Annotated in this window: 23 protein-coding genes; 10 read left to right on the top strand and 13 right to left on the bottom strand. The window is 71.7% G+C overall.

Features of this window, described 5'->3' with window-relative positions; genetic code table 11:
• The first annotated feature begins 27 nt into the window (after positions 1–27).
• Positions 28–1,215, top strand: a complete 1,188-nt coding sequence (locus ACLQ29_RS03770) for a pyridoxal phosphate-dependent aminotransferase (protein WP_425770224.1) — start codon at positions 28–30, stop codon at positions 1,213–1,215.
• Positions 1,216–1,280: 65 nt separating this feature from the next.
• Here ACLQ29_RS03770 and glmM read toward each other — a convergent pair whose 3' ends face one another.
• The 7 genes from glmM to ACLQ29_RS03735 all read right to left on the bottom strand — a co-directional run bounded on the left by glmM (position 1,281) and on the right by ACLQ29_RS03735 (position 6,756).
• Positions 1,281–2,636: a phosphoglucosamine mutase gene (gene glmM, locus ACLQ29_RS03765; protein WP_425770223.1), complete on the bottom strand. Its 1,356-nt coding sequence runs from the start codon at positions 2,634–2,636 to the stop codon at positions 1,281–1,283.
• A gap of 118 nt (positions 2,637–2,754) precedes the next feature.
• Entirely contained in the window at positions 2,755–3,231 is a 477-nt protein-coding gene (gene rpsI / locus ACLQ29_RS03760) for a 30S ribosomal protein S9 (RefSeq protein ID WP_393370348.1), read from the bottom strand.
• A gap of 20 nt (positions 3,232–3,251) precedes the next feature.
• A complete protein-coding gene (rplM, locus tag ACLQ29_RS03755; RefSeq protein WP_053653864.1) occupies positions 3,252–3,695 on the bottom strand; it encodes a 50S ribosomal protein L13 in 444 nt (147 codons plus the stop codon).
• Positions 3,696–3,904: 209 nt separating this feature from the next.
• Positions 3,905–5,287, bottom strand: coding sequence for a nitrate/nitrite transporter (locus ACLQ29_RS03750; protein ID WP_425770222.1), 1,383 nt, complete (start codon positions 5,285–5,287; stop codon positions 3,905–3,907).
• Positions 5,288–5,429: 142 nt separating this feature from the next.
• Positions 5,430–5,723 (bottom strand): hypothetical protein, encoded by a 294-nt coding sequence (locus ACLQ29_RS03745; protein ID WP_151488090.1) that lies wholly within the window; start codon positions 5,721–5,723, stop codon positions 5,430–5,432.
• Positions 5,713–5,970, bottom strand: coding sequence for a DUF6364 family protein (locus ACLQ29_RS03740; RefSeq protein WP_088950199.1), 258 nt, complete (start codon positions 5,968–5,970; stop codon positions 5,713–5,715). Before ACLQ29_RS03740 ends, ACLQ29_RS03745 begins: the two co-directional genes overlap by 11 nt.
• Before the next feature lie 90 nt (positions 5,971–6,060).
• A complete protein-coding gene (locus ACLQ29_RS03735) occupies positions 6,061–6,756 on the bottom strand; it encodes a class I SAM-dependent methyltransferase (RefSeq protein ID WP_425770221.1) in 696 nt (231 codons plus the stop codon).
• Positions 6,757–6,971: 215 nt separating this feature from the next.
• Here ACLQ29_RS03735 and ACLQ29_RS03730 point away from each other — a divergent pair, with 215 nt between their 5' ends.
• The 5 genes from ACLQ29_RS03730 to ACLQ29_RS03710 are packed head-to-tail and all read left to right on the top strand — an operon-like array spanning position 6,972 to position 14,563.
• The gene (locus tag ACLQ29_RS03730; RefSeq protein ID WP_425770220.1) at positions 6,972–9,161 is read left to right on the top strand and encodes a molybdopterin oxidoreductase family protein; all 2,190 of its coding nucleotides are present in this window, start codon (positions 6,972–6,974) and stop codon (positions 9,159–9,161) included.
• Positions 9,158–10,597 (top strand): FAD-dependent oxidoreductase, encoded by a 1,440-nt coding sequence (locus ACLQ29_RS03725; RefSeq protein WP_425770219.1) that lies wholly within the window; start codon positions 9,158–9,160, stop codon positions 10,595–10,597. Before ACLQ29_RS03730 ends, ACLQ29_RS03725 begins: the two co-directional genes overlap by 4 nt.
• The gene (gene nirB, locus ACLQ29_RS03720; protein WP_425770218.1) at positions 10,594–13,131 is read left to right on the top strand and encodes a nitrite reductase large subunit NirB; all 2,538 of its coding nucleotides are present in this window, start codon (positions 10,594–10,596) and stop codon (positions 13,129–13,131) included. The genes ACLQ29_RS03725 and nirB overlap by 4 nt, the downstream gene beginning before the upstream one ends.
• A complete protein-coding gene (gene nirD / locus ACLQ29_RS03715; RefSeq protein ID WP_425770217.1) occupies positions 13,128–13,475 on the top strand; it encodes a nitrite reductase small subunit NirD in 348 nt (115 codons plus the stop codon). Before nirB ends, nirD begins: the two co-directional genes overlap by 4 nt.
• The gene (locus ACLQ29_RS03710) at positions 13,475–14,563 is read left to right on the top strand and encodes a uroporphyrinogen-III synthase (RefSeq protein WP_425770215.1); all 1,089 of its coding nucleotides are present in this window, start codon (positions 13,475–13,477) and stop codon (positions 14,561–14,563) included. Before nirD ends, ACLQ29_RS03710 begins: the two co-directional genes overlap by 1 nt.
• 43 nt (positions 14,564–14,606) lie before the next feature.
• On the opposite strand, the gene ACLQ29_RS03705 is transcribed toward ACLQ29_RS03710, so the two are convergent.
• The 4 genes from ACLQ29_RS03705 to ACLQ29_RS03690 form a co-directional block, all read right to left on the bottom strand.
• On the bottom strand, positions 14,607–15,230 hold the full coding sequence (locus ACLQ29_RS03705) for a GTP-binding protein (RefSeq protein WP_425770214.1): 624 nt from the start codon (positions 15,228–15,230) through the stop codon (positions 14,607–14,609).
• Positions 15,211–15,576, bottom strand: a complete 366-nt coding sequence (locus ACLQ29_RS03700) for a DUF742 domain-containing protein (RefSeq protein WP_124778091.1) — start codon at positions 15,574–15,576, stop codon at positions 15,211–15,213. The genes ACLQ29_RS03705 and ACLQ29_RS03700 overlap by 20 nt, the downstream gene beginning before the upstream one ends.
• Positions 15,577–15,660: 84 nt before the next feature.
• Positions 15,661–16,068: a roadblock/LC7 domain-containing protein gene (locus ACLQ29_RS03695; protein WP_007465177.1), complete on the bottom strand. Its 408-nt coding sequence runs from the start codon at positions 16,066–16,068 to the stop codon at positions 15,661–15,663.
• Positions 16,065–19,187: a nitrate- and nitrite sensing domain-containing protein gene (locus tag ACLQ29_RS03690; RefSeq protein WP_425770213.1), complete on the bottom strand. Its 3,123-nt coding sequence runs from the start codon at positions 19,185–19,187 to the stop codon at positions 16,065–16,067. Before ACLQ29_RS03690 ends, ACLQ29_RS03695 begins: the two co-directional genes overlap by 4 nt.
• A gap of 444 nt (positions 19,188–19,631) precedes the next feature.
• On the opposite strand from ACLQ29_RS03690, the gene ACLQ29_RS03685 reads away from it, so the two are divergent.
• Positions 19,632–20,813 carry an ABC transporter substrate-binding protein gene (locus ACLQ29_RS03685; RefSeq protein WP_425770212.1) on the top strand — a complete coding sequence of 394 codons (1,182 nt, stop codon included), beginning with the start codon at positions 19,632–19,634 and terminating at the stop codon, positions 20,811–20,813.
• Positions 20,814–20,983: 170 nt separating this feature from the next.
• Here the strand turns inward: ACLQ29_RS03685 and ACLQ29_RS03680 are convergent, their stop codons facing one another.
• Together ACLQ29_RS03680 and ACLQ29_RS03675 are read right to left on the bottom strand one after the other, a co-directional pair.
• Positions 20,984–21,844, bottom strand: coding sequence for an ABC transporter permease (locus ACLQ29_RS03680; protein WP_425770211.1), 861 nt, complete (start codon positions 21,842–21,844; stop codon positions 20,984–20,986).
• 103 nt (positions 21,845–21,947) lie between these two features.
• Complete coding sequence (locus ACLQ29_RS03675) at positions 21,948–22,976, bottom strand: ABC transporter substrate-binding protein (protein ID WP_425770210.1); 1,029 nt, start codon at positions 22,974–22,976, stop codon at positions 21,948–21,950.
• A 271-nt stretch (positions 22,977–23,247) separates the two neighbouring features.
• Here ACLQ29_RS03675 and ACLQ29_RS03670 point away from each other — a divergent pair, with 271 nt between their 5' ends.
• The 3 genes from ACLQ29_RS03670 to ACLQ29_RS03660 are packed head-to-tail and all read left to right on the top strand — an operon-like array spanning position 23,248 to position 25,291.
• Positions 23,248–24,033 (top strand): ABC transporter ATP-binding protein, encoded by a 786-nt coding sequence (locus tag ACLQ29_RS03670; protein WP_425770209.1) that lies wholly within the window; start codon positions 23,248–23,250, stop codon positions 24,031–24,033.
• A 2-nt stretch (positions 24,034–24,035) separates the two neighbouring features.
• Positions 24,036–24,986 (top strand): LLM class F420-dependent oxidoreductase, encoded by a 951-nt coding sequence (locus tag ACLQ29_RS03665; protein ID WP_425770749.1) that lies wholly within the window; start codon positions 24,036–24,038, stop codon positions 24,984–24,986.
• Positions 24,983–25,291 carry a cupin gene (locus ACLQ29_RS03660; protein WP_007465195.1) on the top strand — a complete coding sequence of 103 codons (309 nt, stop codon included), beginning with the start codon at positions 24,983–24,985 and terminating at the stop codon, positions 25,289–25,291. The genes ACLQ29_RS03665 and ACLQ29_RS03660 overlap by 4 nt, the downstream gene beginning before the upstream one ends.
• Positions 25,292–25,361: the final 70 nt, after the last annotated feature.

The raw sequence follows: 25,361 nt of genomic DNA, 5'->3' as shown, positions 1-25,361 counted from the left end.
GCCGGCGGCACCCGTAGGCTGGCACAGGTGACGAGCACCGATGTCGACCCGCTGGTGGCCCGGATGCGGCCGTTCGGCACGACGATCTTCGCCGAGATGTCCGCCCTCGCCGTGCGGACCGGCGCGGTAAACCTCGGCCAGGGCTTCCCCGACACCGACGGCCCCCCGGAGATGCTGGCCGCCGCCGCCGAGGCGCTGCGCGGCGGGCAGAACCAGTACCCGCCCGGCCCGGGGATTCCCGCCCTGCGCGCGGCGGTCGCGGCCCACCAACTGCGGTTCCACGACCTGTCGTACGACCCGGACGGCGAGATCGTGATCACCGCTGGCGCGACGGAGGCGGTCGCGGCCAGCATCCTCGCCCTCTGCGAACCGGGTGACGAGGTGGTCTGCTTCGAGCCGTACTACGACTCGTACGCCGCCTCGATCGCGTTGGCCGGCGCGGTCCGGCGGCCGGTGACCCTGCGCCCGGCGGCCGACGGCCGGTACTCCTTCGACCCGGCGGCGCTCCGCGCGGCGTTCGGCCCGCGGACCCGGCTGCTCCTGCTCAACTCGCCGCACAACCCGACCGGCAAGGTTTTCACCCCGGCCGAGCTGGCACTGATCGCCGAGCTGTGCCAGGAGCACGACACGTACGCGGTCACCGACGAGGTGTACGAGCACCTGGTCTTCACCGACGCGGCGCACCCGCACGTGCCGCTGGCCACCCTGCCCGGGATGTGGGAGCGGACGCTGCGCATCTCGTCGGCGGGCAAGACGTTCTCCTGCACGGGTTGGAAGATCGGCTGGGCGAGTGGCCCGGCGGCCCTGGTCTCCGCGGTGCTGCGGGTGAAGCAGTTCCTCACCTACGTCAACGCGGCCCCGCTGCAACCGGCGGTCGCCGTGGCGCTGGCGCTGCCGGACGACTACTACACCGGCTTCCGGGACAGCCTCCAGCAGCGGCGTGACCAGCTCGTCGACGGTCTCACCACCGCCGGGTTCGAGGTGCTCGACTCGGAGGGGACCTACTTCGTCACCGCCGACATCACCGCCCTCGGTGGCTCCGACGGGGTGGAGTTCTGCCGCTCACTGCCGGAGCGGTGCGGCGTGGTGGCGGTGCCGACGCAGGTCTTCTACGACGACGTCGAGGCGGGCCGGCGGCTGGTCCGGTTCGCCTTCTGCAAGCGCCCGGAAGTGCTGACCGAGGCGGTCAACCGGCTGCGCGCTCTGGGCCGCTGATCCGACGGCCCCGGCTGTGCCGGGGGCTGTGGAGCTGATGCCGTGACCGACTCAGCTCCACCGCGCTAGGCAGCGGGGCTGGCGGTACGGACCAGCTCGGCGATGCGCTCGGCGACCTCGCGGGCGGTCTGCTCGGTGGCGGCCTCGACCATCACCCGGACCAGCGGCTCGGTGCCCGACGGGCGCAGCAGCACCCGCCCGGTCTCGCCCAGCTCCGCCTCGGCCCGCTCGACCTCGGCACGGACGGCCGGTGCGGCGGCGCCGACGGTCCGGTCGCCGACCGGCACGTTGATCAGCACCTGGGGCAGTTTGGTGACCACCGAGGCCAGCTCGGCGAGGGACTGGCCGGTGGCGGCCATCCGGGCCATCAGGTGCAGGCCGGTGAGCACCCCGTCGCCGGTGGTGGCGTGCGCGGGCATGACGATGTGACCGCTCTGCTCACCGCCGAGCGCCAGCCCGGACGCGCGCAGGGCCTCCAGGACGTACCGGTCGCCGACCTTTGTCTCGATCAGCCGGATGCCCTGCGCGGACATGGCCAGCCGCAGACCGAGGTTGCTCATCACGGTGGCGACCAGGGTGTCCTGGGTGAGCGTGCCGGCGTCCCGCATGGCCAGCGCGAGGATCGCCATCACCTGGTCGCCGTCGACCTCCTCGCCGTCGGCGCTGACCGCCACGATCCGGTCGGCGTCGCCGTCGTGGGCGATGCCCAGGTGGGCGCCGTGCTCGACGACCGCCTCGCGCAGCGCCTCGATGTGGTTGGAGCCGCACTCGTCGTTGATGTTCAGGCCGTTCGGCTCGGCGTGGATCGCGACGACCTCCGCGCCGGCTTCCCGGTAGGCGACCGGGGCGACCTCGGCGGCCGCGCCGTTGGCGCAGTCGACCACGACCTTGATCCCGTCCAGCCGGTGCGGCACGGCTCCGACCAGGTGCTGGACGTAGTGGTCGGCGCCGTCGAGCAGGTCGTGCACCCGGCCGATGCCGGCACCTGTCGGCCGGTCCCAGGCGGTGGTGGCGTTGGCCTCCACGGCGGCCTCGATCCGCATCTCGATCTCGTCGGGCAACTTGTGCCCGCCGGCGGCGAAGAGCTTGATGCCGTTGTCGGGCATCGGGTTGTGCGACGCGGAGAGCACCACGCCGAGGTCGGCCTTGGCCTCGGCGGTGAGGAACGCCACCGCGGGGGTGGGCAGCACGCCGACCCGCACCACGTTGGCGCCGGCGCTGGTCAGGCCGGCGACCACCGCGGCCTCCAGCATCTCGCCACTGGCCCGGGTGTCCCGGCCGACGACGGCCAGCGGCGGGTGGCTGCGGTCCGTCTCGGCGAGCGTGTGCGCGGCGGCCACCGCGAGCGCCAGCGCCAACTCCGGGGTGAGATCCGCGTTTGCCCGCCCGCGTACGCCGTCCGTGCCGAACAACCGACCCATACCCGCCAACCTCCGTGGTGCGTTGCCGAAGTGCAGAAAGCGGAACGGCCGGTCGCCTCTCCCGAGTCGGGGAGAGGCGAACCGGCCGTCCGTCAGAAGTACAACGCGCTGGAAAAGATCAGCGCTTCGAGTACTGGGGAGCCTTACGGGCCTTCTTGAGGCCGTACTTCTTGCTCTCCTTGACCCGGGCGTCCCGGGTGAGGAAGCCGGCCTTCTTCAGGGCCGGGCGGTCATCGGGCTCGTTGATGATCAGCGCCCGGGCGATGCCCAGCCGGAGCGCACCGGCCTGGCCGGTGGTGCCACCGCCACGCAGGTTGGCGATGACGTCGAACTGCTCGGTCTTCTCGGCGGTGACCAGCGGGTCCTTGATGAGCTGCTGGTGCACCTTGCTCGGGAAGTACGCCTCGAGGTCCTGGCCGTTGCAGGTGATCTTGCCGGTGCCCGGGACGATACGGACCCGGACGATGGCCTCCTTGCGGCGGCCCACGGTCTGGATCGGCCGGTCACCACGAGGCGCGCGGGCGACGGGCGCCGGCGCCTCGGTGGCCTCGGGAGCTTCCGGGGCGACCTCGGTCTCGGTGGTGATGTCGGTCATGCTGCTTCCTTCGCCCGCGCTCACTGCGCGATCTGCTTGATCTCGAACGGCACCGGCTGCTGCGCGAGGTGCGGGTGCTCGGCACCGGCGTACACCTTCAGCTTCTTGATCAGCTGACGGCCGAGCTTGTTGTGCGGGAGCATCCCCTTCACAGCCAGCTCGATGGCCCGCTCGGGGCGCTTGGTCAGCAGCTCGTCGTAGCCGATCTGCTTCAGACCACCCGGGTAACCGGAGTGGCGGTAAGCAACCTTGGTCTGGCGCTTGTTGCCGGTCAACGCAACCTTGCCCGCGTTCACGATGACGACGAAGTCGCCCGTGTCGACGTGCGGCGCGAAAGTCGGCTTGTGCTTACCACGCAGCAACGTGGCGGCGTGGGTGGCCAGGCGGCCCAGCACGACATCAGAGGCGTCGATGACGTGCCACTGACGCTCGATCTCACCCGGCTTCGGGCTGTACGTACGCACAGGTCTACCTTGTCTCGTCGTCGGTCTGGGGTCGCGCGCCGAGGTGACCAGATCTTGCAGGCCGGACCAGCGCGCACGAACGACCAAGCGTACCTGATAGGGCACGCCTCTGGATGTCGTACAACAGCAGGCAACGATACCCGGCGCGGTGTCCGCAGGTCAAAACGGGGGTGCCGTTCCGCGCCGCGACCCGCCGACGGTGGCTCAGCTCACACGCCGGCGAGCCGATCGACGCCCGGACGACGGTAGACGACCCAGGTGACCACGAAGCAGAGCGCGTACCAGCCGATGAAGGCCAGGTAGGCGGCGTCGGCGTTGCCGGAGCCGAGGAACGACTGCCGGAACGCGACGTTGACGAGCACCCCACCGGAGGCGCCGATCGCACCGGCGATCCCGATCAACGCGCCGGTCATCCGCCGTGCCCAGCGGGCGGCGGCCTCCGGATCGCGGCGCCCGGCGGCCACCGCGTCCGCCGCCCGGGCCCGGAAGATCGCCGGGATCATCTTGTACGTGGAGCCGTTGCCGATGCCGGAGAACACGAAGAGGGCGATGAACCCGGCCAGGTAGAGCCCGAACGAGCGCTCCCGGGCCGCGTACAGCACGATGCCCGCGCCGGCCGCCATCGCGACGAAGTTCCAGAAGGTCACCCGGGAACCACCCAGCCGGTCGGCGAGGTGCCCGCCCAGCGGCCGGATCAGCGAGCCGACGAGCGGGCCGAGGAAGGTCAACCAGGCGGCGTCGACAGGGGTGGGGAACCGCTCGGCGAACTGGAGTTGGAGCACCTGCCCGAAGGCGAACCCGAAGCCGATGAACGACCCGAAGGTGCCGATGTAGAGCAGCGACATGACCCAGGTGTGCGGGTCGCGGGCCGCCTCGCGCAGCGCGCCCGGCTCGTTGCGCGCCCCGGGCACGGTGTCCAACCACCGGGCCGCGGCCAGCGCGGCCAGCACGATCAGCGGCAGGTAGACCGCAGGGACCAACCGGGGGTACGCGGCACCGGCGGTGGCGAGGACCGCCAGCCCGACCAACTGCACCGCGGGTACGCCGAGATTGCCGCCACCGGCGTTGAGCCCGAGGGCCCGCCCCTTGAGCCGAGACGGGTAGAAAAGGTTGATGTTGGCCATCGAGGAGGCGAAGTTGCCGCCGCCGACACCGGTGAGGCAGGCGAGCACCATGAGTGTGGAGTAGGACACCCCGGGCTCCAGCAGCACAGTCATCGGCACCGTGGGCACCAGCAGCAACAGGGCGCTGATGATCGTCCAGCGCCGCCCCCCGAAGCGGGCCACCGCCAGCGTGTACGGCAGCCGCAACACCGCCCCCAGCGCCGCCGGTACGGCGGTGAGCAGGAACTTTCCGGCCGGGTCGATGCCGTACGCGGGGCCGAGGAAGAGCACGGTCACCGACCAGAGGCTCCACACCGAGAAGCCGACGTGCTCGGCGAAGATCGAGACCCAGAGGTTGCGCCTGGCGATCGGCGCGCCCGTCGCCTCCCAGAACTCGGGGTCCTCGGGACGCCAGTCGTCGAGCCGGCGCCCACGCGCGGTGGCGGCCGGCGGCGCGGCGGTGGCTGCGGTGCTGGTGAGCGTGCTCACGGCGGCTCCTTCTCGTCTATGTGACGAGGAGAGACGCTAGGAACGCCTGATTACCTGGCAGTGCCCGTCCTGGGTCGGCCCGGATACGCCTACCGCACGACGGGTCGGTGGCGATGGTGAGCACGTGCCACCCGGCGCGCGCTCAGAGCTGTTGGAGGATGCGCAGCGCGCGGCCGACCCGGAGCATGGTGTCGGTGTCGGCGACGTCCACGCAGTCGGTGAACCACTTCTTCATCGGCGAGGAGATGCGGTCGGGCATCACCACGTACCGGCCCATCGAGACGGCGAGCGGCGAGTCGCGCAGCAGTGACTCCTCGACCACCTCGACCACGATCACGATGGGCACGTCCGTGGAGTTGTAGACGTCCGAGCTGATCACGAGACCGAGGCGTTCCCGGGCGCCCTCGATGCGCCAGACCTCTCCCCTACGCAGCACGCGGTCGTCCGCCGGAGAGCAGGTCGTTGACCATGCCCACCTCGCGGGCGTCGGCGAGAGCCGCGGACTCCAGGTCCAGGCCGGCGCGGCCCACGGCGGCGGCGTGCGCGGTGAAGACCTCGCGCAGCGCCTTCTCGCGGGCGGCCTGGTCCATCCACGCGGAGAGCGACAGCCCTTCGCGCTTGGCGAACCGCCGCGCCTCCTCGATCGTCTCGTCGGTAAACGACAGAGTCACCTTGGCAGTCATGCCGCTGAGACTACCCAGCGGTATGACCACCAGTCATCCCCGCGCCGACCGACTCGCGTACCAGCGTCGAAACGCCCATTCCGGCGACTGTCACCGGGCCCGGCCACCGAACACCGCGAAGCGCCACTCCTTGAAGTAACAGTCGACGTCGACCAGGCCGGCCTCGGCGAGCCACCGGCACTGGTCGGCCACCGTCGCCGGCCGGTCGTGGCGCATCCGGCCCCGGGAGCCGGCGATCTCCTCGGGGGACGCGCCCAGTTCGGTGATCCGCTCCGTCCACACCTCGTCGTAGCGCCGCTCCAGCTCCGGGGTCGGCCCGGCGACCTGCTCGGCGTTGACGAACACCCCGCCGGGTGCCAGCGCGGCGGCGGCCCGCCGGTAGAGCGCCCGCTTGCCGGGGTCGTCCAGGTGGTGGATGGCCAGCGCGCTGACCACCGCGTCGTACCGGCCCGGTGGCAACTCGTCGGACAGGTCGGCCAGCACCGGCCGGTGCGGCACGTCCCGGTCGCGCAACTGCTCGGCGGCGCGGGCGAGCATCGCCGGCGCCCCGTCCACGAGGGTCAGCCGAACTCCGGGCACCGCCGCCGCGAGCAGCAGCGAGAGCAGGCCGGTGCCGGCGCCGAGATCCAACACCTCGGGGGTACGACCGGCCGCCAGCGCGGCGCGCAGTGGAGGCGCCGCCACCTCGACCGCCGTGCCGTAGAAGGCGTCGAAGCAGGGGATCAGCCGTCGGCGGGCCTCGTCGTAGCTGCCGGCCACCGCGTCGAAGACGTCCGTCACGCTCATCCGGCACTCCCAAACTTTGAGACAGTTTTCCCATATTATAGACATGCCGCGCGTGACCTGCCCAGCTCTCGAACGGAAACCGTCCAAGATCTGCACGGGCCACCACTCACGGTGGCCGGCCGTCCCGATGCCCGGCTGCGGTGTGAGCCCCACTTGACAGGACCGAAACAGAAGGGACCCGGACTGGAAACTGCCCGGCGGCACGCTTTGCCGACATGACAGACGGTGCATGGTCGGCGACTCAACCGGGGCGCACGCTCCGGCAGGTGGCGACGCACTGCCCGTACTGCGCTCTTCAGTGCGGCATGGTGCTCCGCGAGGACGACACCGGGGTGACGGTCCACCCCCGCCAGTTCCCCACCAACCGAGGCGGGCTCTGCCAGAAGGGTTGGACCGCCGCCGAGCTGCTCGACCACCCGGAGCGGCTGACCACTCCCCTGGTGCGGGACAGCGCCACCGGTGCGCTGCGCCCGGCAAGCTGGGACGTCGCCCTCGATCGGATCGTCGACGGCATCCGCGCCGTCCAGGACGACGCCGGCCGGGACGCGGTCGCCGTCTTCGGCGGCGGCGGGCTGACAAACGAGAAGGCGTACGCGCTGGGGAAGTTCGCCCGCATCGGGCTCCGCACCCGACACATCGACTACAACGGACGGTTCTGCATGTCCTCGGCGGCAGCCGCCGGGATGCGCGCCTTCGGCATCGACCGAGGGCTGCCGTTCCCGCTCTCCGACCTGGGCCGGGCCGACACGTTGCTGCTGGTCGGAGCGAACCCGGCGGAGACCATGCCGCCGCTGGTGCGCTGGCTCACCGAGCAGCGGGGCAACGGGGGCCAGCTGATCGTCGTGGACCCGAGAGTCACCGCCACCGCCCGCCAGGCCGACCTGCACCTGCAACCACTGCCCGGCACCGACCTCGCGGTGGCCAACGCACTGCTGCACATCGCGCTCACCGAGGGTTGGGTCGACCGGGCGTACGTGGCCGAACGCACCTCCGGGTTCGAGGCGGTCCGCCGCGCCGTCGCCGCCTGGTGGCCGGCCCGCGCCGAGCAGCTCTCCGGCGTGCCGGTGGCCGACCTGGAGGCGACCGCCCGCGCGCTGGGCACCGGTGGTCGGGTGATCATCCTTACCGCTCGTGGCGCCGAGCAGCACGCCAAGGGCGTGGACACGGTCAGCGCGTACGTCAATCTCGCTCTCGCCCTCGGTCTGCCCGGCCGCGACGGTTCGGGGTACGGCTGCCTCACCGGCCAGGGCAACGGCCAGGGTGGGCGGGAGCACGGGCAGAAGGCCGACCAGCTCCCCGGCTACCGGCGGATCGACGACCCGGTGGCCCGCGAGCACGTGGCCGGCGTCTGGGGGGTGCCAGCCGACGAGCTGCCCGGCCCGGGTGTGCCGGCCTACCAGCTGCTCGACTCGCTCGGCACACCTGACGGCCCCCGCGCGTTGCTGGTGTTCGGCTCGAACCCGGTGATCTCCGCCCCGCGGGCGGCGCGGATCGAGAGCCGGCTGCGCGACCTCGACCTGCTTGTCGTCGCCGACCTCCTGCTCTCCGAGACGGCCGCGCTGGCGGACGTGGTGCTGCCCACGGCGCAGTGGGCCGAGGAGGACGGCACCATGACCAACCTGGAGGGTCGGGTGCTGCGTCGGCGCGCGCTCCGCCCGCCCCCGGCGGATGTTTGGACCGACCTGGCCATCATCTCGGCCCTCGCGGCCCGGCTGGCCGCAGCCGAGGCGACCGCCAGCGAGGCGACCGCCGCCGACACGACCACCGCCGAGGCGACCGCCGCCGACGCGGGCGGCACCGCGGCGGCGCGGTTCCCCGCCGACCCGGCCGCCGTGTTCGCCGAGCTGCGCCGTGCCTCGGCCGGTGGGGCCGCCGACTACGCGGGCATCAGCTGGGCCCGGATCGACGCCGACGACGGCGTCTACTGGCCCTGCCCGACCGAGGACGGGCCGGACACGCCACGGCTCTTCGCCGACCGGTTCGCCACCCCGGACGGCCGAGCCCGGTTCCACCCCGTCGACCACCGCCCGGCCGCCGAGGAGGTCAGCGCCGCGTACCCGCTGCACTTCACCACCGGCCGGGTGCTCGCGCAGTACCAGTCCGGCACCCAGACCCGCCGGGTGGCCGCGCTGCGCCGCGCCGCCGGTGAGGCATTCGTCGAGCTGCACCCCGACCTGGCCGCCCGGCTCGGCGTCGACGACGGGGACCCGGTGCGGGTCACCTCGCGCCGAGGTGAGTTGTGCGCCCCCGCCCGACTCAGCGCCGGGATCCGACCGGACACGGTGTTCGCCCCGTTCCACTACGCCGGGGCCGGGCGGGCCAACTCGGTGACGAACGACGCCGTGGACCCGATCTCCGGGATGCCCGAATTCAAGATCTGCGCGGTCCGGGTGGAGAAGGCATGACCGCCCGGGTGGTCATCATCGGCAACGGGATGGCGGGTGCCCGCCTCGCCGGCGAGCTGCACGCCCGGGAAGGCGACCCGAAGGTCACCGTGCTCGGGGCGGAACCGCACCGGGCGTACAACCGGATCATGCTCTCCACCCTGCTGGCCGGCCGGGTCGACGAGCCGGACGTGGAGCTGACCGAGGCCGCCGGGCACGGCATCGACCTGCGCACCGGTGTGACGGTGACAGCGCTCGACAGGTCCGCTCGGGAGGTCCGCACCGCCGACGGCGAACGGATCGCCTACGACCACCTGGTGCTGGCCACCGGCGCTCGGGCGGTGGTGCCGCCACTGCCCGGCCTCGACCCGGCCGACCTGCCGGAGCGGGTGGTCCCCTTCCGGACCCTCGACGACTGTCGGCGGATCCTCGCCGCGGCGGACGGCGCGCGCAGCGCCCTCGTGCTCGGTGGTGGCCTGCTCGGGTTGGAGGCCGCCCGTGGGCTGGCCAACCGAGGGCTGACCACGACCGTGGTGCACCCGCGTGGGCACCTGATGGAACGACAACTCGACCCGGCGGCCGGCGCGGTGCTCGCCGGCACGCTCGCCGGCCTCGGCGTCACCAGCCAACTGGCGGTGCCGGCGATCGGCGTGGCCACGGACGCCACAGGCGTACGCCTCGACCTGGCCGACGGCCAGACGCTGCACGCCGACCTGCTGGTGCTCTCCTGCGGCGTGCGCCCGGACACCGCCCTCGCGCGGGCGGCCGGGCTGGACGTCGGGCGTGGCGTCCTGGTGGACGACCGGCTCCGCACCAGCGACCGGTCCATCTCGGCGATCGGCGACTGCGCCGAGCACGACGGCGTGCTCACCGGGCTTGTCGCACCCGCCTGGGCCCAGGCCCGGGTGCTCGCCGACGTGCTGACCGGGACGGATCCGCTGGCCCGGTACCGGCCCCGGCCGGTGGTGACCCGGCTCAAGGCCGCCGGGATCGACCTGGCCTCGATGGGCGACCCGGTGGGCGGCGGGCCGGGCGAGGAGCTGACCTTCACCGACCCGAGCCGGGGCACGTACGCCCGGTTGCGGATCCGCGACGAGCGGCTGGTCGGCGCGATCCTGCTCGGCGACAACCCGGCCGTCGGCACGGTGATCCAACTCTTCGACCGCGGCCACCCCGTGCCGACCGACCGGCGGGCGCTGCTGCTGGGCCGGGCGCTCGGCACGGCTGCCGCGGCACCGGCCGCGTCACCGGCACTGATGCCGGACGGGGTGACGGTCTGTCAGTGCAACTCGGTGAGCAAGGGCGCGCTGGTGCGCAGTTGGCGCTCCGGGGCCCGAACTGTCGACGCGGTGGTGGCCGCGACCCGGGCCGGCACCGGCTGCGGCGGTTGCCGCGACGCCGTGGGCGGCATCGTCGATTGGCTGAGCCAAGCGGAATCGGTGGAGGTGACGCGATGAACGGCGGCGAACTGGTCGTCATCGGCAACGGCATGGTCGGGCAGCGTTTCGTCGACGCGCTGCGGGCCCGCGACCCACACGGGCGCTGGCGGGTGACCGTGCTGGCCGAGGAGGGGCGTCCGGCGTACGACCGGGTGCGGCTCTCGGCGTACTTCGACGGGGTGAGCGAGGACGAGCTCAACGTGCACACCCCGCACGAGGGGGTGCGGCTGCGCCTCGGCGAGCCGGTCACCGCCCTCGACCGGGAACGGCAGGTGGTGACCACCGCCGTGGGCGAGTACCACTACGACGCGCTGGTGTTGGCCACCGGGTCGTACCCCTTCGTACCTCCGGTGCCCGGCGCCGAGCTGCCCGGGGTGTTCGTCTACCGGACCCTCGACGACCTGGCGGCGATCCGGGCGTACGCGCAGGGCCGGCGGGTCGGCGCCGTGATCGGCGGCGGTCTGCTCGGCCTGGAGGCGGCGAACGCCCTGCGGCTACTCGGCCTGAGCACCGACGTGGTCGAGTTCGCGCCCCGGCTGATGCCCGTGCAGGTGGACCAGGCGGGCGGTGCGATGCTCCGCCGCTACGTCGACGACCTCGGTGTACGAACCCATCTCGGGGTGGCCACCACGGCGATCCGGTCCGGCCCGGACGGCGCGGTCGCCGCCCTGGAACTCTCCGACGGCAGCGCAGTCGACGCCGAGTTGGTGGTGGTGGCCGCCGGCATCCGACCGCGCGACGAGCTGGCCCGCACGGCCGGGCTGCCGATCGGTCCGCGCGGCGGGGTGCTCGTCGACGAGACGTGCCGCAGCGCCGACGAGCGGATCTGGGCGGTCGGTGAGTGCGCGGCGGTCGACGGCACCTGCCACGGTCTGGTCGCGCCCGGGTACGCGACGGCCGAGGTGGTGGCCGACCGGCTGGTCGGTGGCGCGGCGACCTTCCCGGGCGCGGACACGGCCACCAAGCTCAAGCTGCTCGGCGTCGACGTGGCCTCGTTCGGTGACGCCCACGGCACGACCCCGGGCTGCCTGGACGTCACGTTCACCGACCCGGCCACCCGGGTCTACGCGAAGCTGGTCCTCTCCGACGACGCGCACACCCTGCTCGGCGGGGTGCTGGTCGGCGATGCCAGCGCGTACCCGACGCTGCGGGCCAGCGTGGGCGGTCCGCTGCCGGCCGCGCCGCTGGCGCTGCTCGCCCCGGAGGGCGGCGGCGCGGACGCCGGCGCGTTGCCCGCCGCCGCCCAGGTCTGCTCCTGCAACGCGGTGACCCGTGGTGACGTGGACGCCGCCATCGCCGACGGCTGCGCGGACGTGCCGGCGTTGAAGGCGTGCACCAGGGCCGGCACCAGTTGCGGCTCCTGTGTGCCGATGCTCAAGCAGCTCCTGGACGCGGCCGGGGTGGTGCAGTCCCGCGCGCTCTGCGAGCACTTCGACGTCAGCCGGCGGGAGCTGTTCGAGATCGTCCGCGTACGCGGCATCCGCACCTTCTCCCAGCTCATCGCCGAGCACGGGCGGGGGCGCGGCTGCGACATCTGCAAGCCGGTGGTGGCGTCGATCCTCGCGTCGCTGGGCAGCGGGCACGTGCTCGACGGTGAGCAGGCGTCCCTGCAGGACACCAACGACCACTTCCTGGCCAACCTGCAACGCGACGGCAGCTACTCGGTGGTGCCCCGGATTCCGGGCGGTGAGATCACCCCGGAGAAGCTGATCGTGATCGGCGAGGTCGCCCGGGACTTCCGGCTCTACACGAAGATCACCGGTGGGCAGCGGATCGACCTGTTCGGGGCGCGGGTGGAGCAGTTGCCGCAGATCTGGCAGCGGCTGGTGGACGCCGGCTTCGAGTCCGGCCACGCGTACGGCAAGGCGCTGCGGACCGTGAAGTCGTGCGTGGGCGAGACCTGGTGCCGGTACGGGGTGCAGGACTCGGTGGGGTTGGCCGTGGCGCTGGAGCTGCGTTACCGGGGCCTACGCGCACCCCACAAGCTCAAGTCGGCGGTCTCCGGTTGTGCCCGCGAGTGCGCCGAGGCCCGCAGCAAGGACTTCGGCATCATCGCCACCGAGACCGGCTGGAATCTCTACGTCGGCGGCAACGGCGGCTTCCGGCCCCGGCACGCCGACCTGTTCGCCACTGATGTGTCGACAGAAACTCTGATTCGGCTAATCGATAGATTTCTCATTTACTACATCCGCACCGCCGACCGGCTGCAACGCACCGCCGGCTGGATCGAGGCGATGGAAGGCGGCCTCGACCACCTCCGCTCGGTGATCGTGGACGACGCGCTGGGCCTCTGCGCCGACCTCGACGCGGCCATGGCCCGACACGTGTCGTCGTACTCCGACGAGTGGCGCGACGTCCTGGACGACCCGGACCGGCTGCGCCGCTACACCTCGTTCGTCAACGCTCCGGACGTGCCCGACCCGTCGATCACCTTCGCACTGGAACGCGGCCAGCCGGTACCCGTACGCGACCACCCCCCGACCGGATCCGAGCCGACGAACGGTCGCCGTCGGCAACCGGTCACCCTCGGCCTACCGGAGGTACGGCGATGACCCAGACCATCACGCTGACCTGGACCACTGTCTGTCTCCTTGACCGGTTGGAGCCGGACCGGGGCGTCGCCGCACTTGTCGACGGCGTGCAGGTGGCCCTCTTCCGGACCGGGGACGAGCTGTTCGCGATCGACAACCGCGATCCGGTCTCCGGGGCGTACGTGCTGTCGCGGGGCATCGTGGGCAGCCGTGGCGGGGTGCCGACGGTCGCCTCACCGCTGCACAAGCAGGTGTACGACCTGCGCAGCGGGCAGTGCCTCGACCTGCCGGGGGTGACCGTGGGCCGGCACGACGCGCGCTGCCGTAACGGGCTGGTCGAGGTGCGGCTGCGACAGGAGGCTTGATGCGCGAAGAACTGGCGGGCTTCACCATCGGGGTGACCGCCGACCGGCGGCGCGACGAGTTGGCGGCGCTGCTCGAACGGCGGGGCGCCCGGGTGGTGCTCGCCCCGGCGTTGCGGATCGTGCCGCTGTCCGACGACACCGAGCTGCGGGAGGCGACCCGCGCCTGCCTCAGCCAGCCGCCGGACATCCTGATGGCCAACACCGGCATCGGCATGCGTGGGTGGCTGGAGGCGGCCGAGGGCTGGGGGCTGGCCGAGCCGCTGCGCTCGGTGCTGGCCAGCTCGTACGTGGTGGCCCGCGGCCCGAAGGCACGCGGCGCGATTCGTGCGGCCGGGCTGCACGACCAGTGGTCGCCGGCCTCGGAGAGCTGCGACGAGGTCGTCGACCACCTGCGCCGGCGCGGCGTGGCCGGGCAGGTGATCGCCATGCAGCTACACGGTGAGCGACAGCCCGAGTGCACGCTCGCGCTGGAGGCGGCCGGCGCCACGGTGATCGAGGTGCCGGTCTACCGGTGGGCGCCGCCGACCGACCCGACACCACTGCACCGGTTGATCGACCTGATCACCGGCCGGTTGGTGGACGCGGTGACCTTCACCTCGGCGCCCGCGGTGGAGGCCCTCCTGCGCGCGGCCGGAGACCGTACCGACGCGGTGCTGTCCGCGTTCCACGGTGACGTCCTGGCCAGCTGCGTCGGCGCGGTGACCGCCGAGCCGCTGCTGCGGTACGGGGTGCCGGTGAGCGCGCCCAGCCGGGCCCGGCTGGGCGCGCTGGTGCGGACCATCGTCGACGAGTTGCCCCGCCGGACCGTCACGTTCAAGGCCGCTGGGCACCTGCTCACGTTGCGCGGGCACGCCGCCGTGATCGACGGCGAGTTGCGGCCGCTCGCCCCCGCCCCGATGGCGGTGTTGCGGGCGCTCGCCCAGTCGCCCGGCCGGGTGCTGTCCCGCACGGCGCTGCTGCGGACGCTGCCCCGGGGCGCGGACGAGCACGCGGTGGAGATGGCGGTGGCCCGCCTCCGGGCCGGCCTCCATGCGCCGCGCGTGGTGCAGACAATCGTGAAGCGCGGCTACCGGCTCCGGGTCGACTGACGCGTCACGGCCGGCCGGTGGGCGCCGGCCGTGACGCGACGGATCAGCCGACCGGCGTGGGGAAGCCCCGCCCGTGCTCGGCCTGGAGCCGCAGCATGGCGTGCTCGACGACCGTCACCAACACCTGCTTGACCGAGTCCCGGTGCCGGGCGTCGGTCATCACCAACGGCACCTGCGGCGAGATGGCCAACGCCTCGCGGATCTCCTCCAACTCGTACTGGGGAGCGCCGTCGAACCGGTTCAGCGCCACCACGTACGGCAGCTTGCGGTTCTCGAAGTAGTCGAGCGGGGCGAACGCGTCGGTGATCCGGCGCGTGTCCACGAGCACGGCGGCGCCCACCGCACCTCGGATGATCTCGTCCCACATGAACCAGAACCGGGTCTGACCCGGTGTACCGAAGAGGTACAGGATCAGGTCCTGGGCCATGGTGATCCGGCCGAAGTCCATGGCGACCGTTGTGGTCTCCTTGCCCGGGACCTTGGACGGGTCGTCGATGCCGACACCCGCCGCGGTCATCAACGCCTCTGTGGTCAGCGGTGTGATCTCGGAGATCGCCCCGACCAGTGTTGTCTTGCCGACGCCGAAGCCGCCCGCGACGACGATCTTCGCGGAGACGATTCCCCGGCCTGGCCGCCCCCCTGCGGGGTCATAGCCTGCGAAGTCCACTTAGCACCCTTCCAAGCAGTTCCATCCGCTCCTCGAACCCCTCGGCGGGAGCAGCAGTGTGTAACGTCAGCAGGCTCTCGGCCACCATGTCGGCGACCAACACCCGGGCGACGCCAAGCGGCATCCGGGTGTACGCGGCGATCTCCGCCAACGACTGTGCTCGGCCCTCACAGACCGTGGCGATGCGGTGCTTGTCGTGCCCGGCGAAGCGGGACTCGGCCACCTGGGTGAGAGACGCGGTGAGGACTGCCTCGAGGGCGATGTCCTGGCGAGGCTCGGTCCGACCACGGGTGACCGCGTACGGACGTACCAGTGCGCCGCGCGGGTCAGCGCGTCGTTGGTCCATCCCTGATCACCTCCTCGTTGCCGGTGGAGCCGGTGTGTGCCGTCTCCCGTCTCTGACTCGGCGCGGTCCGGGCGCCGTTTCGTGCTACGAGCGCACCGCGTCCCGCGGCAGCGGCACCAGCGCGGCGCCCACCCGCTCGACCAGCAGCGCCATCTCGTAGCCGACCTGGCCCACGTCGCAACTGCGCGCGGCCAGCACGGCCATCGACGAACCGTCGCTGATCGACATCAGGAAGAGATACCCGCTGTCCATCTCGATGACTGTCTGCAACACCCCACCCGCGCTGAACATCCGGGCAGCGCCCTCGGTCAGGCTCACCACGCCGGAGGTGATCGCGGCGAGCTGGTCGGCCCGGTCCCCCGGCAGATCCCGGGAGGACGCGAGCAGGAGCCCGTCGGCGGACACCGCCACCACGTGGGCGATGCCCGCCACGCTGTCGGCGAAGTTGGTGAGCAGCCAACCCATGTCCTGCATGGCAGCTGGCCTGTTCATCGGCTCTCCTTGGTCGAGGTGCTGTTCAGGTCCGTTCCGGCCGTCCGACCACGTTGTACACCGCGGTGGTAGGCCGACAACAGACCTCGTACTTCATCGGGGGTCCGCCGGCTGCGGTCCCGACCGCTCTTCGGTTCGATGCCGCCCGGCACGAGCTGCGCCTGCGGCACCCGCTTGGGCAGCCCGGAGCGGGTGGTCCCGGCCGGAGCCGGCTCGGCGGCCCGGCTGGCCCGGGACCAGCCCTCGTCCGCGGCCGTCCGCCAGGCATCCGGGTCCACGGGTGGGGCGGCGGGCGCGGCGGGGGCGGCGGGCGCGGCCGACCGGGCGGCCGGCGGCGGGGAGTACGACTGCGGTGTGCCGAAACCACCGGCGGTCGCGCCGCCCCGGCCCGAGGTGCCCGGCGTGGTGACGCTGTCGGTGTTGGAGCTGCCCGGCGTGCGGGTCGGCAGGGGCGGTCGGGCCGGCGCCGCGGTCGGCCTGGGGGCGGCACCCGGCTGGGCGCGCAGCCCGGCATCGGCCGGAGCGGCGGTGGCGGGCGGTGGCGGCTCGTCGAACTTCGGCCGGGTGAAGATCGCGGTGGCGTCGTCACCGTGCGACCGGAACCAGACCGCCTCCATCTCCCGGAAGATCGGCGCCTCGGCGGGGAATTCGGGCCGGGTGCTGACCGGCGCGGCGGGTACCGACGGCGCGGGGGGCGGTGCCACCGCGCCGGCGCCGGCGACCGGCCCGACCGGCAGACCCGGTGCGTTGCGCCCGTCCGCGGCGTCCGCGGTCGAGCCGCGCCGGGGCAGCGGGTCGATCGTCGGATAGGCCACCGTCGGGCCGCCCGACGAGGTGCCCGCGCTGGTGCTGTACGCGGGCCGCGCCGGCGGGGTCGGGAGGACGGGCGCCGGGGCGGCCGGGGGCGGCGCCGTCGAGCGGGCACCGCTGTAGCCACCCGCGTGTACGGCCGGGGTGGTGTCCCGCGAGTCCAGCGGCGACTGCCACTGGGTGGGAGCGGGCGTGTTGGTGCGCCACTGGTCGGGCAGCGTCGCCGCCGAGGTCGCGGCACCGGCGAACTGTTCGGTGTGACCGGCCGGGGTGAGCGGCGTCTGCTCCACGGCCATCGGCTGACGCGGACGGGTGAGCACCTGCTCACGGCCCCGGTTGGTGGGCAGCACCACGGTGGCGGCGGGCAACGTCACCTGGGCGACGGTGCCGCCCTCGACGTTGCGGCGCAGCTCCACACGGATGCCGTAACGGGCGGCGAGCCGGCTGACCACGGCCAGGCCCATCAGCCGGAACGCGGCGACGTCGACGCTCGGCGGGGCGGCCAGCCGGCGGTTGAGCGAGTCGAGCTGCTCGTCGGTGAGGCCGAGCCCGCGGTCCTCGATCTGGATCAGGACGTAGTCGCGGATCCGGCGACCGTCGGCGACCACCGTGGTGTTCGGCGGTGAGAACCGGGTGGCATTGTCGAGCAGTTCGGCGACGAGACGGACCACGTCGTTGACGGCGTGCGCGGCGACCGAGACGTCGGTGTCCACGGTTCCGAACTCGATGCGGTTGTAGAGCTCCACCTCGGACTGGGCGGCGCGCAGCACGTCCACGACCAGGGCGTCGTCGCGACGCGGCACAGCGGAGTCGGCGCCGGCCAGGACCAGCAGGTTCTCGTCGTTGCGGCGCATTCGAGTGGCCAGGTGGTCGAGCTCGAAGAGTTGCGCGAGCCGCTTCGGGTCCTCCTCGCCGCGCTCGATCGCGTCCAGCTCGCCGATCATCCGGTCGACCAGGGTCTGACTACGACGTGCCAGGTTGAGGAACATCGCCGAGACGCTGGTCCGCAGCGCGGCCTGCTCGGCGGCGACCCGGACCGCCTCCCGGTGGACGACGTTGAAGGCCAACGCCACCTGGCCGACCTCATCGCGGCTGTTGAGCTGGATCGGGTCCCGAACCTGGCGGACGATCTCGTCCACCCCGCCGTCGCCCACGCTGCCCATGTTCTGCAGCCGCCGCACCGCGTCGGGCAGGTCGTGGTTGGCCACCGAGAGGGCGCCCTCACGCAGCCGGCGCAGCGAGTGGTTGAGCGAGCGGGCCAGCACCACGGCCAGCGACACGGCGATGATCAGGGTCAGCAGCACCAGGATCGACTCGATCACGGCCTGCCGAATGACGTTCGAGCGCGCCGTCTCGGCCTGCTGGAGCAGTCGGTCCTGCAGTTGGATCTCGGCCCAGCGCATCAGGTCGTTCACGGCGCCGATGGCGGCGGTGGCGTCCTGCGCGGTGACGAGCGGGCGCTGCCCGACCGATCGGCTGATGTCGGTGGCGACCCGGTCGGCCAGGCCGACCGCGTCACCGGAGACGGTGCTGTCGACCAGGGAACGCTGCACCGGGTCGGCGGCCAGCGAGAAGGAGACCAGCGCCTCCTGCTGGCTGGTGAGCGTCGCCACGAAGGAGGAGAACTGCTCCGAGTCGAGTTGGCCCGCCGTCAGCGCGGTGAACGCGACCGCCTCCTCCTCGGCGACGGACGCCTTGGCGCGGGCGAAGGCGGAGACGGCGCGGCGGCTGTCCGCCAGGCTCTCGTCGCCGGGCAGCTGAGCCAGGCCATCACCGTAGGAGACCAGGTCGGTGAGGATGACGCCGTAGCGGAGCACGACCTCGGACACCGCCATCTGCCGGCCGTCCAGCACCTCCTTACGGGTGTCGTCCAGGGTGGCCAGGTGCTCGTCGATGGCCTTGAGGCGGTCTCGCAAAGCCGCCGGCACTTCACCGATCCGGCCGCGCTCGGCGCGGTACCTGTCCACCTGCTGCTGCGTCTCGCGGACCCGCAGGTTGTACGCGTCGGCCGGCTGCTGTGGATTGGCCAGGTAGGCAGCCGCGGCCATCCGCTCGACCTGGAGGTCCTGGGTCAGCGCGCTGACGTCGATGGAGAGGGCCGTCAGTGACCGGGCTCGGGTGGCGTCGAAGGCGCCCTCGCCGACGGAGATCAGCCGGACCGTGGCCAGCGCGATCACCGCCGCCACCGGGACGACCAGGATCAACGCCAGTTTGGACCGGATCCGGGCGTCTCGCAGCCTCGGCATCCGCCGGCGCGTCGGTCGAGCGCTGTCGCCGAGCGCGGGCAGGGTCGTCGGTCCGGTGCTCACGACATCGCCTCCGTCGTTTCTTCCCCGCCTGACCCACTGAGCCATGCCGTAAGCGGAGGGGACCACGCGCGGCACGGCCGCGATTTCATCAGAGATGATCCTGTTTGGGAAGCCGCAGTGAGGTAGGAAACGGTCGGACGGAGCGCATCCCGTGATCCGGGCAACTGATACCTTCATTTCCGCAAGCCCCTGAACAGGGCATGTAACTCCTGAGTGGTCACGCGTGTATGCAAAGTGAGCTTTTGCAAACATTGCGTTACCCCAGCATGTGGGATGACCGTCCCGAAAATGCTACCGGGGTCCGCGCTTGACCACAGCGCCGGCCATTGGCAAGGTTTTGCAGGCTTCGCGCACACCGTACGGCAGAGGAGATCCCGTCTTCCACTGAGGACGGATTAGCGGCGGTGACCGGGCAGCGCCCGCGCCCGCACCTGGAGGACTGAGTTGAGCCCCATCCGCTCCGCGACCATCGCGGCGCTCGCATCGGCCGTAGTGGCCACCACGCTCACCGGCTGCCAGTTTGGCGGGGCGGAGCAGGACACGAGTCCGATCGTGATCGCTGCCGACCTCGAACTCTCCGGCGCCGCCGCCCCCGTCGGGCAGGCATACAAGCACGCACTGGAACTCAAGCGGGACCAGTTGAACTCCTCCGGCGCGCTAAACAACCGGAAGATCGAGCTGAAGGTGAAGGACAACCGTTCCGACTCGGCCGAGTCACTTCGCAACATCGTCGACTTCAGCAGCGATTCCCGGGTCAGCGCCATCATCATGGGTGGCTGCAACGAATGCGCCGTCGGCGCAGTTGGAACCATCAACGAGAAGCGGATTCCCACCATTGCGCTCGCCGCTTCCGGGGCCATCGCCAGCCCGGTCGCGCAACGACGCTACGTGTTCAAACTCGGACCCAACGCCCTGGACAGCGCGGCCGCGCTGACCACCGAACTGCGTCGCAACAACATCCGCAAGGTGGGCCTGCTCGTCAGCGACAACGACTACGGCCAGGAGGGCGCGGCCGCGCTCCAGAGCGAGCTGAACAAGGCCAACATCACGTTGCGCGAGCAGCGGGTCAGGACCACCGACACGGACGTCAGCCAGCAGGTCCGACAGCTCGTCACTGTGGGCAAGCCCGACGCGCTCGTCTTCTGGACCCCGCCGGAGCAGGCGACGCTTGCCGCCACGAGCGCCTCGCAGACCACCTTCCGCGGGTCGCTCTTCTTCGACGCGGGCGCGGCCGGTGACCTCTTCCTCGGCGCGGCGGCCAGGGCGACGGAGCGGGCCACGCTGATCTTCACTCAGACCATGGTGATCGACGACGTCATCGCGACCACACCCGCCAAGGCGGCACGGCGGCAGTGGTTCCAGGACTACACCGCGCGCTTCGGCGGCTACAACGGCTCGTCGTCCTTCGCGGCGGACGCCGTCCAGCTGATCGCCGACGCGGAACTTCGCGCCGGTGGTGAGGCCGGGAAGGTGAACCGTAACGGCATCCGGGACGTGCTCGAGACGTCCCAGATGGACGGCCTGTCGGGTCCGATCCGAATGACACCTGACAACCACAGCGGGCTGATGCCGCAGGCGCTCACCACGCTTGTCGCCCGTAACGGCCGTTGGCGCCTGGCGGGGTAACGGTCTCCGGGCCCACGCGCCACGGATGATCAACTCGACGTCCTTGATCTCGCGGTGATCGGGACGCGCAGAAACCCCGACGTCCCGAAAGCCGAGTCGATCAAGAAAGGGCCGGCCTCCCGATGGGAGGCCGGCCCTGCGCATTCCAGATATTGATCTTGCCGCTCGGGTCAGCGGCTGCTCGTGGTTTCGCGCACCCAGGGCAGCGCGATCCGTTCGATCAACAGAAGCGCCGAGTAGAGCAGAATGCTCACCAACGCCACCAACATGATCGCCGCCCACGCGGTGGCGGTGTCACCGACGCCCGCGTACTGCGTGATGACGTAGCCGAGGCCACTCTCGCCGGCCTGGAACTCACCGATCACCGCGCCGATCGCGGCCAGCGGCATGGCCACCTTGAGCCCGACGAAGATCTGCGGCAGCGCGGCCGGGAAGCGCACCTTGCGGAACGCCTGCCAGCGCGAGGCGTTCCAGGAGCGCACCAGCTCGGCCAGATCAGCGGGCGTGGTGGTGAGCCCGGTCGCGGTCGAGAGCACGATCGGAAAGAAGCAGAGCAGGAACACCATCGTCAGGATCGGTGTCTGACCCCAACCGAGCGCCACCACCAACAACGGGCCCAGCGTGATCTTCGGCACCGCGTTCACCGCGACCAGCAGCGGGGTGAACATCCGCTCCACCGTGCCGGAGCTGGCCAGGGAGAGTCCGATCAGGACACCGGCCACCGCCGAGAGCGCGAAGCCGATCAGGATCTCCAGCATGGTGGCCCAGGTGTGCTCCAGCATCTGGGCCGGCTTGTCGACGAACGCGGTGAGCACGTCGCCAGGCGGCGGCAGAGCCGCGGGATGGACCAGTTCCAGCCGGGCGATCAGCCACCACGCCGCCAGGGCGATCAGGAGGCCGGCCGCCGGCAGCAGCGCCGCCCCGGCCCCGGCGCGCAGACCGGCGCCTCGATCCGCCCGCCCCGCCCCGGCTCCGACACCCACGGGTGGGGATGCCGCCACCGCCGAGTCCACCGACCGGACGTCGGTCATCTTGTCCTCCTCGAAATCCCACGGCCCCCCGGGGGCCGACGAGCGACGGGGGTACGCCCCACCGGAAACCGGCGGGACGTACCCCCTGATGACGACCGGACGATCAGGCCTTCGGCGCGAGGCTGAAGTCGATGATCTGCTCGGGGGTGATGTTCTGCTTGAGCGCACCGGCGCCCTGCAGGATGGCGATGCTCTTGGCGACCCGGCCACTGTCCAGGGTGCCGATCGCGGTGCCGGTGTTGCCGGACCGGACGTACGCGGCCATCAGCTCCAGCTCGGCGGCGGCGGCGACCGGGTTGGCGGCGTCCACGTTCTTCTTCAGGATCTCGCCGGCCTCCTTGGGGTTGGCCAGGCTGTACTCCAGACCCTTGAGCAGCGCCCCGGTGAACTTCTTCACCATCTCGGGCTTCTCCTTGGCGATCTTGGAGGAGGTGATCAGCACGTTGCCGTAGAGGTCCTGCATCACGTTGCTGTACGGCAGCATGACGGCCTTCTTCTTGGCCACCGCCTCGATGGTCGGCTGACCGACGACGAACTGGCCGATGCCGTCCACCGCACCGGAGGCGAGCGTGCCGATCAGTGCCTGCGCCTCACCGTTGACCCAGGTCACCTTGCTCGCGTCCACACCGGCGAGCCGGGCGTACGTCGGGAAGAGGTTGCGGACCACGGACCCCGGGGTGTCGGCGAGCTTCTTGCCCTCCAGGTCCTTCGGCGAGGCGATGTTCTTGCCCTCGACCGAGGCGATGCCGGCCATGGTGCGCTGCTGGATCGCGGCCACCACGGTGAAGTCCTTGGCCTGGCCGTTGCCGACCTGCAGCAGGCTGCCGGTGAGGTCGACCGGGCCGAACTGGGCCTGGCCACCGACGATGGTCTGGATCACGCCGCCGGTGCCCTGACCTGGCTTGATCTCGACGTCGAAGCCGGCGTCCTTGAAGAAGCCCTTGTCCTTCGCCACCCAGGCGTAGGAGTCACGGCCGAAGTTGCCGAAGGAGGTGAGGTAGGTCACCTTCTCCAGTGCCCCGCCCTTGCCGCCCTTGGCGTCAGACGAGTCCGACCCGCTGCTGCAGGCGGAAACGAGAGCGAGGGCAGTGGCCAGCGCGGCCGTAGCGACCGTACGGGTCAGCCTTCTCATCAGTAGCACCATGTCCTTTCCAACCGGGGCCGAAAGGCCGCCGGAGGGGGTTGTCATGACGGGCCGGCGGGAGGGGTGGAAGCCGGACGCCGCCGTCGTGGGGGGACTCTTCGCGGGCACAGCGTACGAGAAACCCACAGTTGTGACGCCAGGCGTATCGGGTTGCGGAACGGAAACAACCTCATGACCACCCCGGACCGTGCGATACGAGGGCAGGCCAGCTAGCCTTTGCCGAATTCCTGACCGTCCACTCAGCGGAGGTCCGCCGGAGATGATCCAACTGGCCGGGGTGTCCCGTACCTTCGAAGGCCGATCAGGCCGGGTCGAAGCGCTGCGTGGCATCGACCTCGACGTCGCCGAGGGTGAGTTCGTCGCCGTGCTCGGCCGCTCCGGCTGCGGCAAGTCCACACTGCTGCGCCTGATCGCCGGGCTGCTCCCGCTGACCGCCGGTGAGATCACCGTGGCCGGCACGCCGATCTCCCGTCCCCGCCAGGACATCGCCATGCTGTTCCAGAGGCCGGCGCTGCTGCCCTGGCGCACCGTGCTGGACAACGTCCTGCTGCCGGTGGAGATCTTCGGCTGGAGCCGCGCCAAGCACCGCGAGCGCGCCCGGCAACTGCTCGACGTGGCCGGGCTGGCCGGGTTCGAGAAGCGGCTGCCGCACGAGCTCTCCGGCGGCATGCAGCAGCGGGTGTCGCTGTGCCGGTCGTTGATCGGCGAGCCCCGGGTGATGCTGATGGACGAGCCGTTCTCCGCGCTGGACGCGCTCACCCGCGAGGAACTCTCCGGCGAACTCCAGCGGGTCCACATGGAGAACAAGCCGACGATCGTCTTCGTCACCCACTCGATCGACGAGGCGGTGCTGCTCGCCGACCGGGTGGTCGTGCTGAGCCCCCGCCCGGGCCGGATCCGCAAGGTGGTGGACGTCACCATCCCCCGGCCCCGCACCCTGGGCCGCAACGCCCACCTGGCCGATGTCGCACGCGTCAGCGCCGACCTCCACGAGCTGCTGATGGAACGCGACCAGCCGGCGACCGCCGGCGCGGAAGGACGATGAACATGCGGGTGTCGGTCTTCACCGAACCGAACCGCGGCGCCAGCTACGACACGCAGCTCCGGTTCGCCCAACTGGTCGAGGCCTGCGGGTACGAGGGCTTCCTCCGCGCCGACCACTACCAGTCGATGGGCGCCGACCCGGGCCTGCCCGGCCCGACGGACGCCTGGCTGACCCTCGCCGCGCTGGCCCGAGAGACCAAGCGGATCCGACTCGGCACTCTGGTGACGTCGGCCACCTTCCGCCTGCCCGGCCCGCTCGCGGTGATGGTCGCGCAGGTCGACCAGATGAGCGGCGGCCGGGTCGACCTGGGCATCGGCGCCGGCTGGTACGAGCGCGAGCACACCTCGTACGGCATCCCGTTCCCGCCGGTCGGCGAGCGCTTCGACCGGCTGGCCGAGCAGCTTGAGGTGCTCACCGGGCTGTGGCGGACCCCGGTCGGGGAGACCTACAGCTTCAGCGGCGACCACTACCGCCTGGTGGACGCGCCGGCCCTGCCCAAGCCGGTGCAGGTGCCCGGACCGCCGATCATCGTGGGTGGGCGCGGCCCCAAGCGCACCCCCGAGCTGGCCGCCCGGTACGCCGACGAGTTCAACATGCCGTTCAAGTCCGTGGCGGACACCGCCGCAGCGTTCGACCGGGTGCGTGAGGCGTGCGAGCGCACCGGTCGGACGGAGTCCGGTCGTCCGCCGCTGGTGCTCTCCGCCGGGCTCGTCGTGGCCGTCGGCCGCACCGACGCCGAGGCCCAGCGTCGGGCCGCGCCTCTGCACGAGAAGAGCGCGTTGCCGCCGGAGGACCCGGTGGTCGGCTCCCCCGCGCAACTCGCGCAGCGCATCGGCGAGTTCGCCGCGATCGGCGCCACCCGCGTCCACCTGCGCCTGATCGACTTCGCAGACCTCGACCACCTTGAGCTGATCGCCGCCGAGGTGCTCCCCCAACTGGACGGAGAACGATGACCGACGTGATCGACGGAACCGAACTCGGGCCGGTGGGCCAGGAGATCGTGTACGAGAACGACCGGGTCCGGGTCTGGCACATCCGGCTCGAGCCGGGTGAGCGGCAGCCACTGCACAGGCATGACCACCCGTACCTGGTGGTGGCGATCGAGGGCGCGAAGAACGTCGTGCAGACGATCGACGGCACCCGGATCGACGCCGACGAGCCCACCGGCGGAGTGGTCTACCGGGACCCCGGGGCCGTACACATGCTCACAAATGTCGGAGACACGACTTACCTGGCCCGACTGGTCGAACTCAAGTAGACCCGCCGAACGCGAGCCGACGCGCGGCGCGGCGCGCCGGTGGCGGTCGGGTGTACGGGGTGCGTAACGT

Origin of the sequence: Micromonospora sp. DT228, assembly GCF_049841595.1 — a bacterium.
In the GTDB taxonomy this organism is placed as follows: Bacteria; Actinomycetota; Actinomycetes; order Mycobacteriales; family Micromonosporaceae; genus Micromonospora.
Note: the sequence above shows the minus strand (reverse complement) of the source record. Positions and strands in the feature narration are given on the sequence as shown.

Excerpts from the sequence above, each read along its gene's own strand:
- glmM (WP_425770223.1), bottom strand. The coding sequence starts at position 2,636 with ATGGGTCGGTTGTTCGGCACGGACGGCGTACGCGGGCGGGCAAACGCG.
- rpsI (WP_393370348.1), bottom strand. The coding sequence starts at position 3,231 with ATGACCGACATCACCACCGAGACCGAGGTCGCCCCGGAAGCTCCCGAG.
- ACLQ29_RS03740 (WP_088950199.1), bottom strand. The coding sequence starts at position 5,970 with ATGACTGCCAAGGTGACTCTGTCGTTTACCGACGAGACGATCGAGGAG.
- ACLQ29_RS03735 (WP_425770221.1), bottom strand. The coding sequence starts at position 6,756 with ATGAGCGTGACGGACGTCTTCGACGCGGTGGCCGGCAGCTACGACGAG.
- ACLQ29_RS03730 (WP_425770220.1), top strand. The coding sequence starts at position 6,972 with ATGACAGACGGTGCATGGTCGGCGACTCAACCGGGGCGCACGCTCCGG.
- ACLQ29_RS03725 (WP_425770219.1), top strand. The coding sequence starts at position 9,158 with ATGACCGCCCGGGTGGTCATCATCGGCAACGGGATGGCGGGTGCCCGC.
- nirB (WP_425770218.1), top strand. The coding sequence starts at position 10,594 with ATGAACGGCGGCGAACTGGTCGTCATCGGCAACGGCATGGTCGGGCAG.
- nirD (WP_425770217.1), top strand. The coding sequence starts at position 13,128 with ATGACCCAGACCATCACGCTGACCTGGACCACTGTCTGTCTCCTTGAC.
- ACLQ29_RS03710 (WP_425770215.1), top strand. The coding sequence starts at position 13,475 with ATGCGCGAAGAACTGGCGGGCTTCACCATCGGGGTGACCGCCGACCGG.
- ACLQ29_RS03700 (WP_124778091.1), bottom strand. The coding sequence starts at position 15,576 with ATGGACCAACGACGCGCTGACCCGCGCGGCGCACTGGTACGTCCGTAC.
- ACLQ29_RS03695 (WP_007465177.1), bottom strand. The coding sequence starts at position 16,068 with ATGAACAGGCCAGCTGCCATGCAGGACATGGGTTGGCTGCTCACCAAC.
- ACLQ29_RS03680 (WP_425770211.1), bottom strand. The coding sequence starts at position 21,844 with ATGACCGACGTCCGGTCGGTGGACTCGGCGGTGGCGGCATCCCCACCC.
- ACLQ29_RS03675 (WP_425770210.1), bottom strand. The coding sequence starts at position 22,976 with ATGAGAAGGCTGACCCGTACGGTCGCTACGGCCGCGCTGGCCACTGCC.
- ACLQ29_RS03670 (WP_425770209.1), top strand. The coding sequence starts at position 23,248 with ATGATCCAACTGGCCGGGGTGTCCCGTACCTTCGAAGGCCGATCAGGC.
- ACLQ29_RS03665 (WP_425770749.1), top strand. The coding sequence starts at position 24,036 with ATGCGGGTGTCGGTCTTCACCGAACCGAACCGCGGCGCCAGCTACGAC.
- ACLQ29_RS03660 (WP_007465195.1), top strand. The coding sequence starts at position 24,983 with ATGACCGACGTGATCGACGGAACCGAACTCGGGCCGGTGGGCCAGGAG.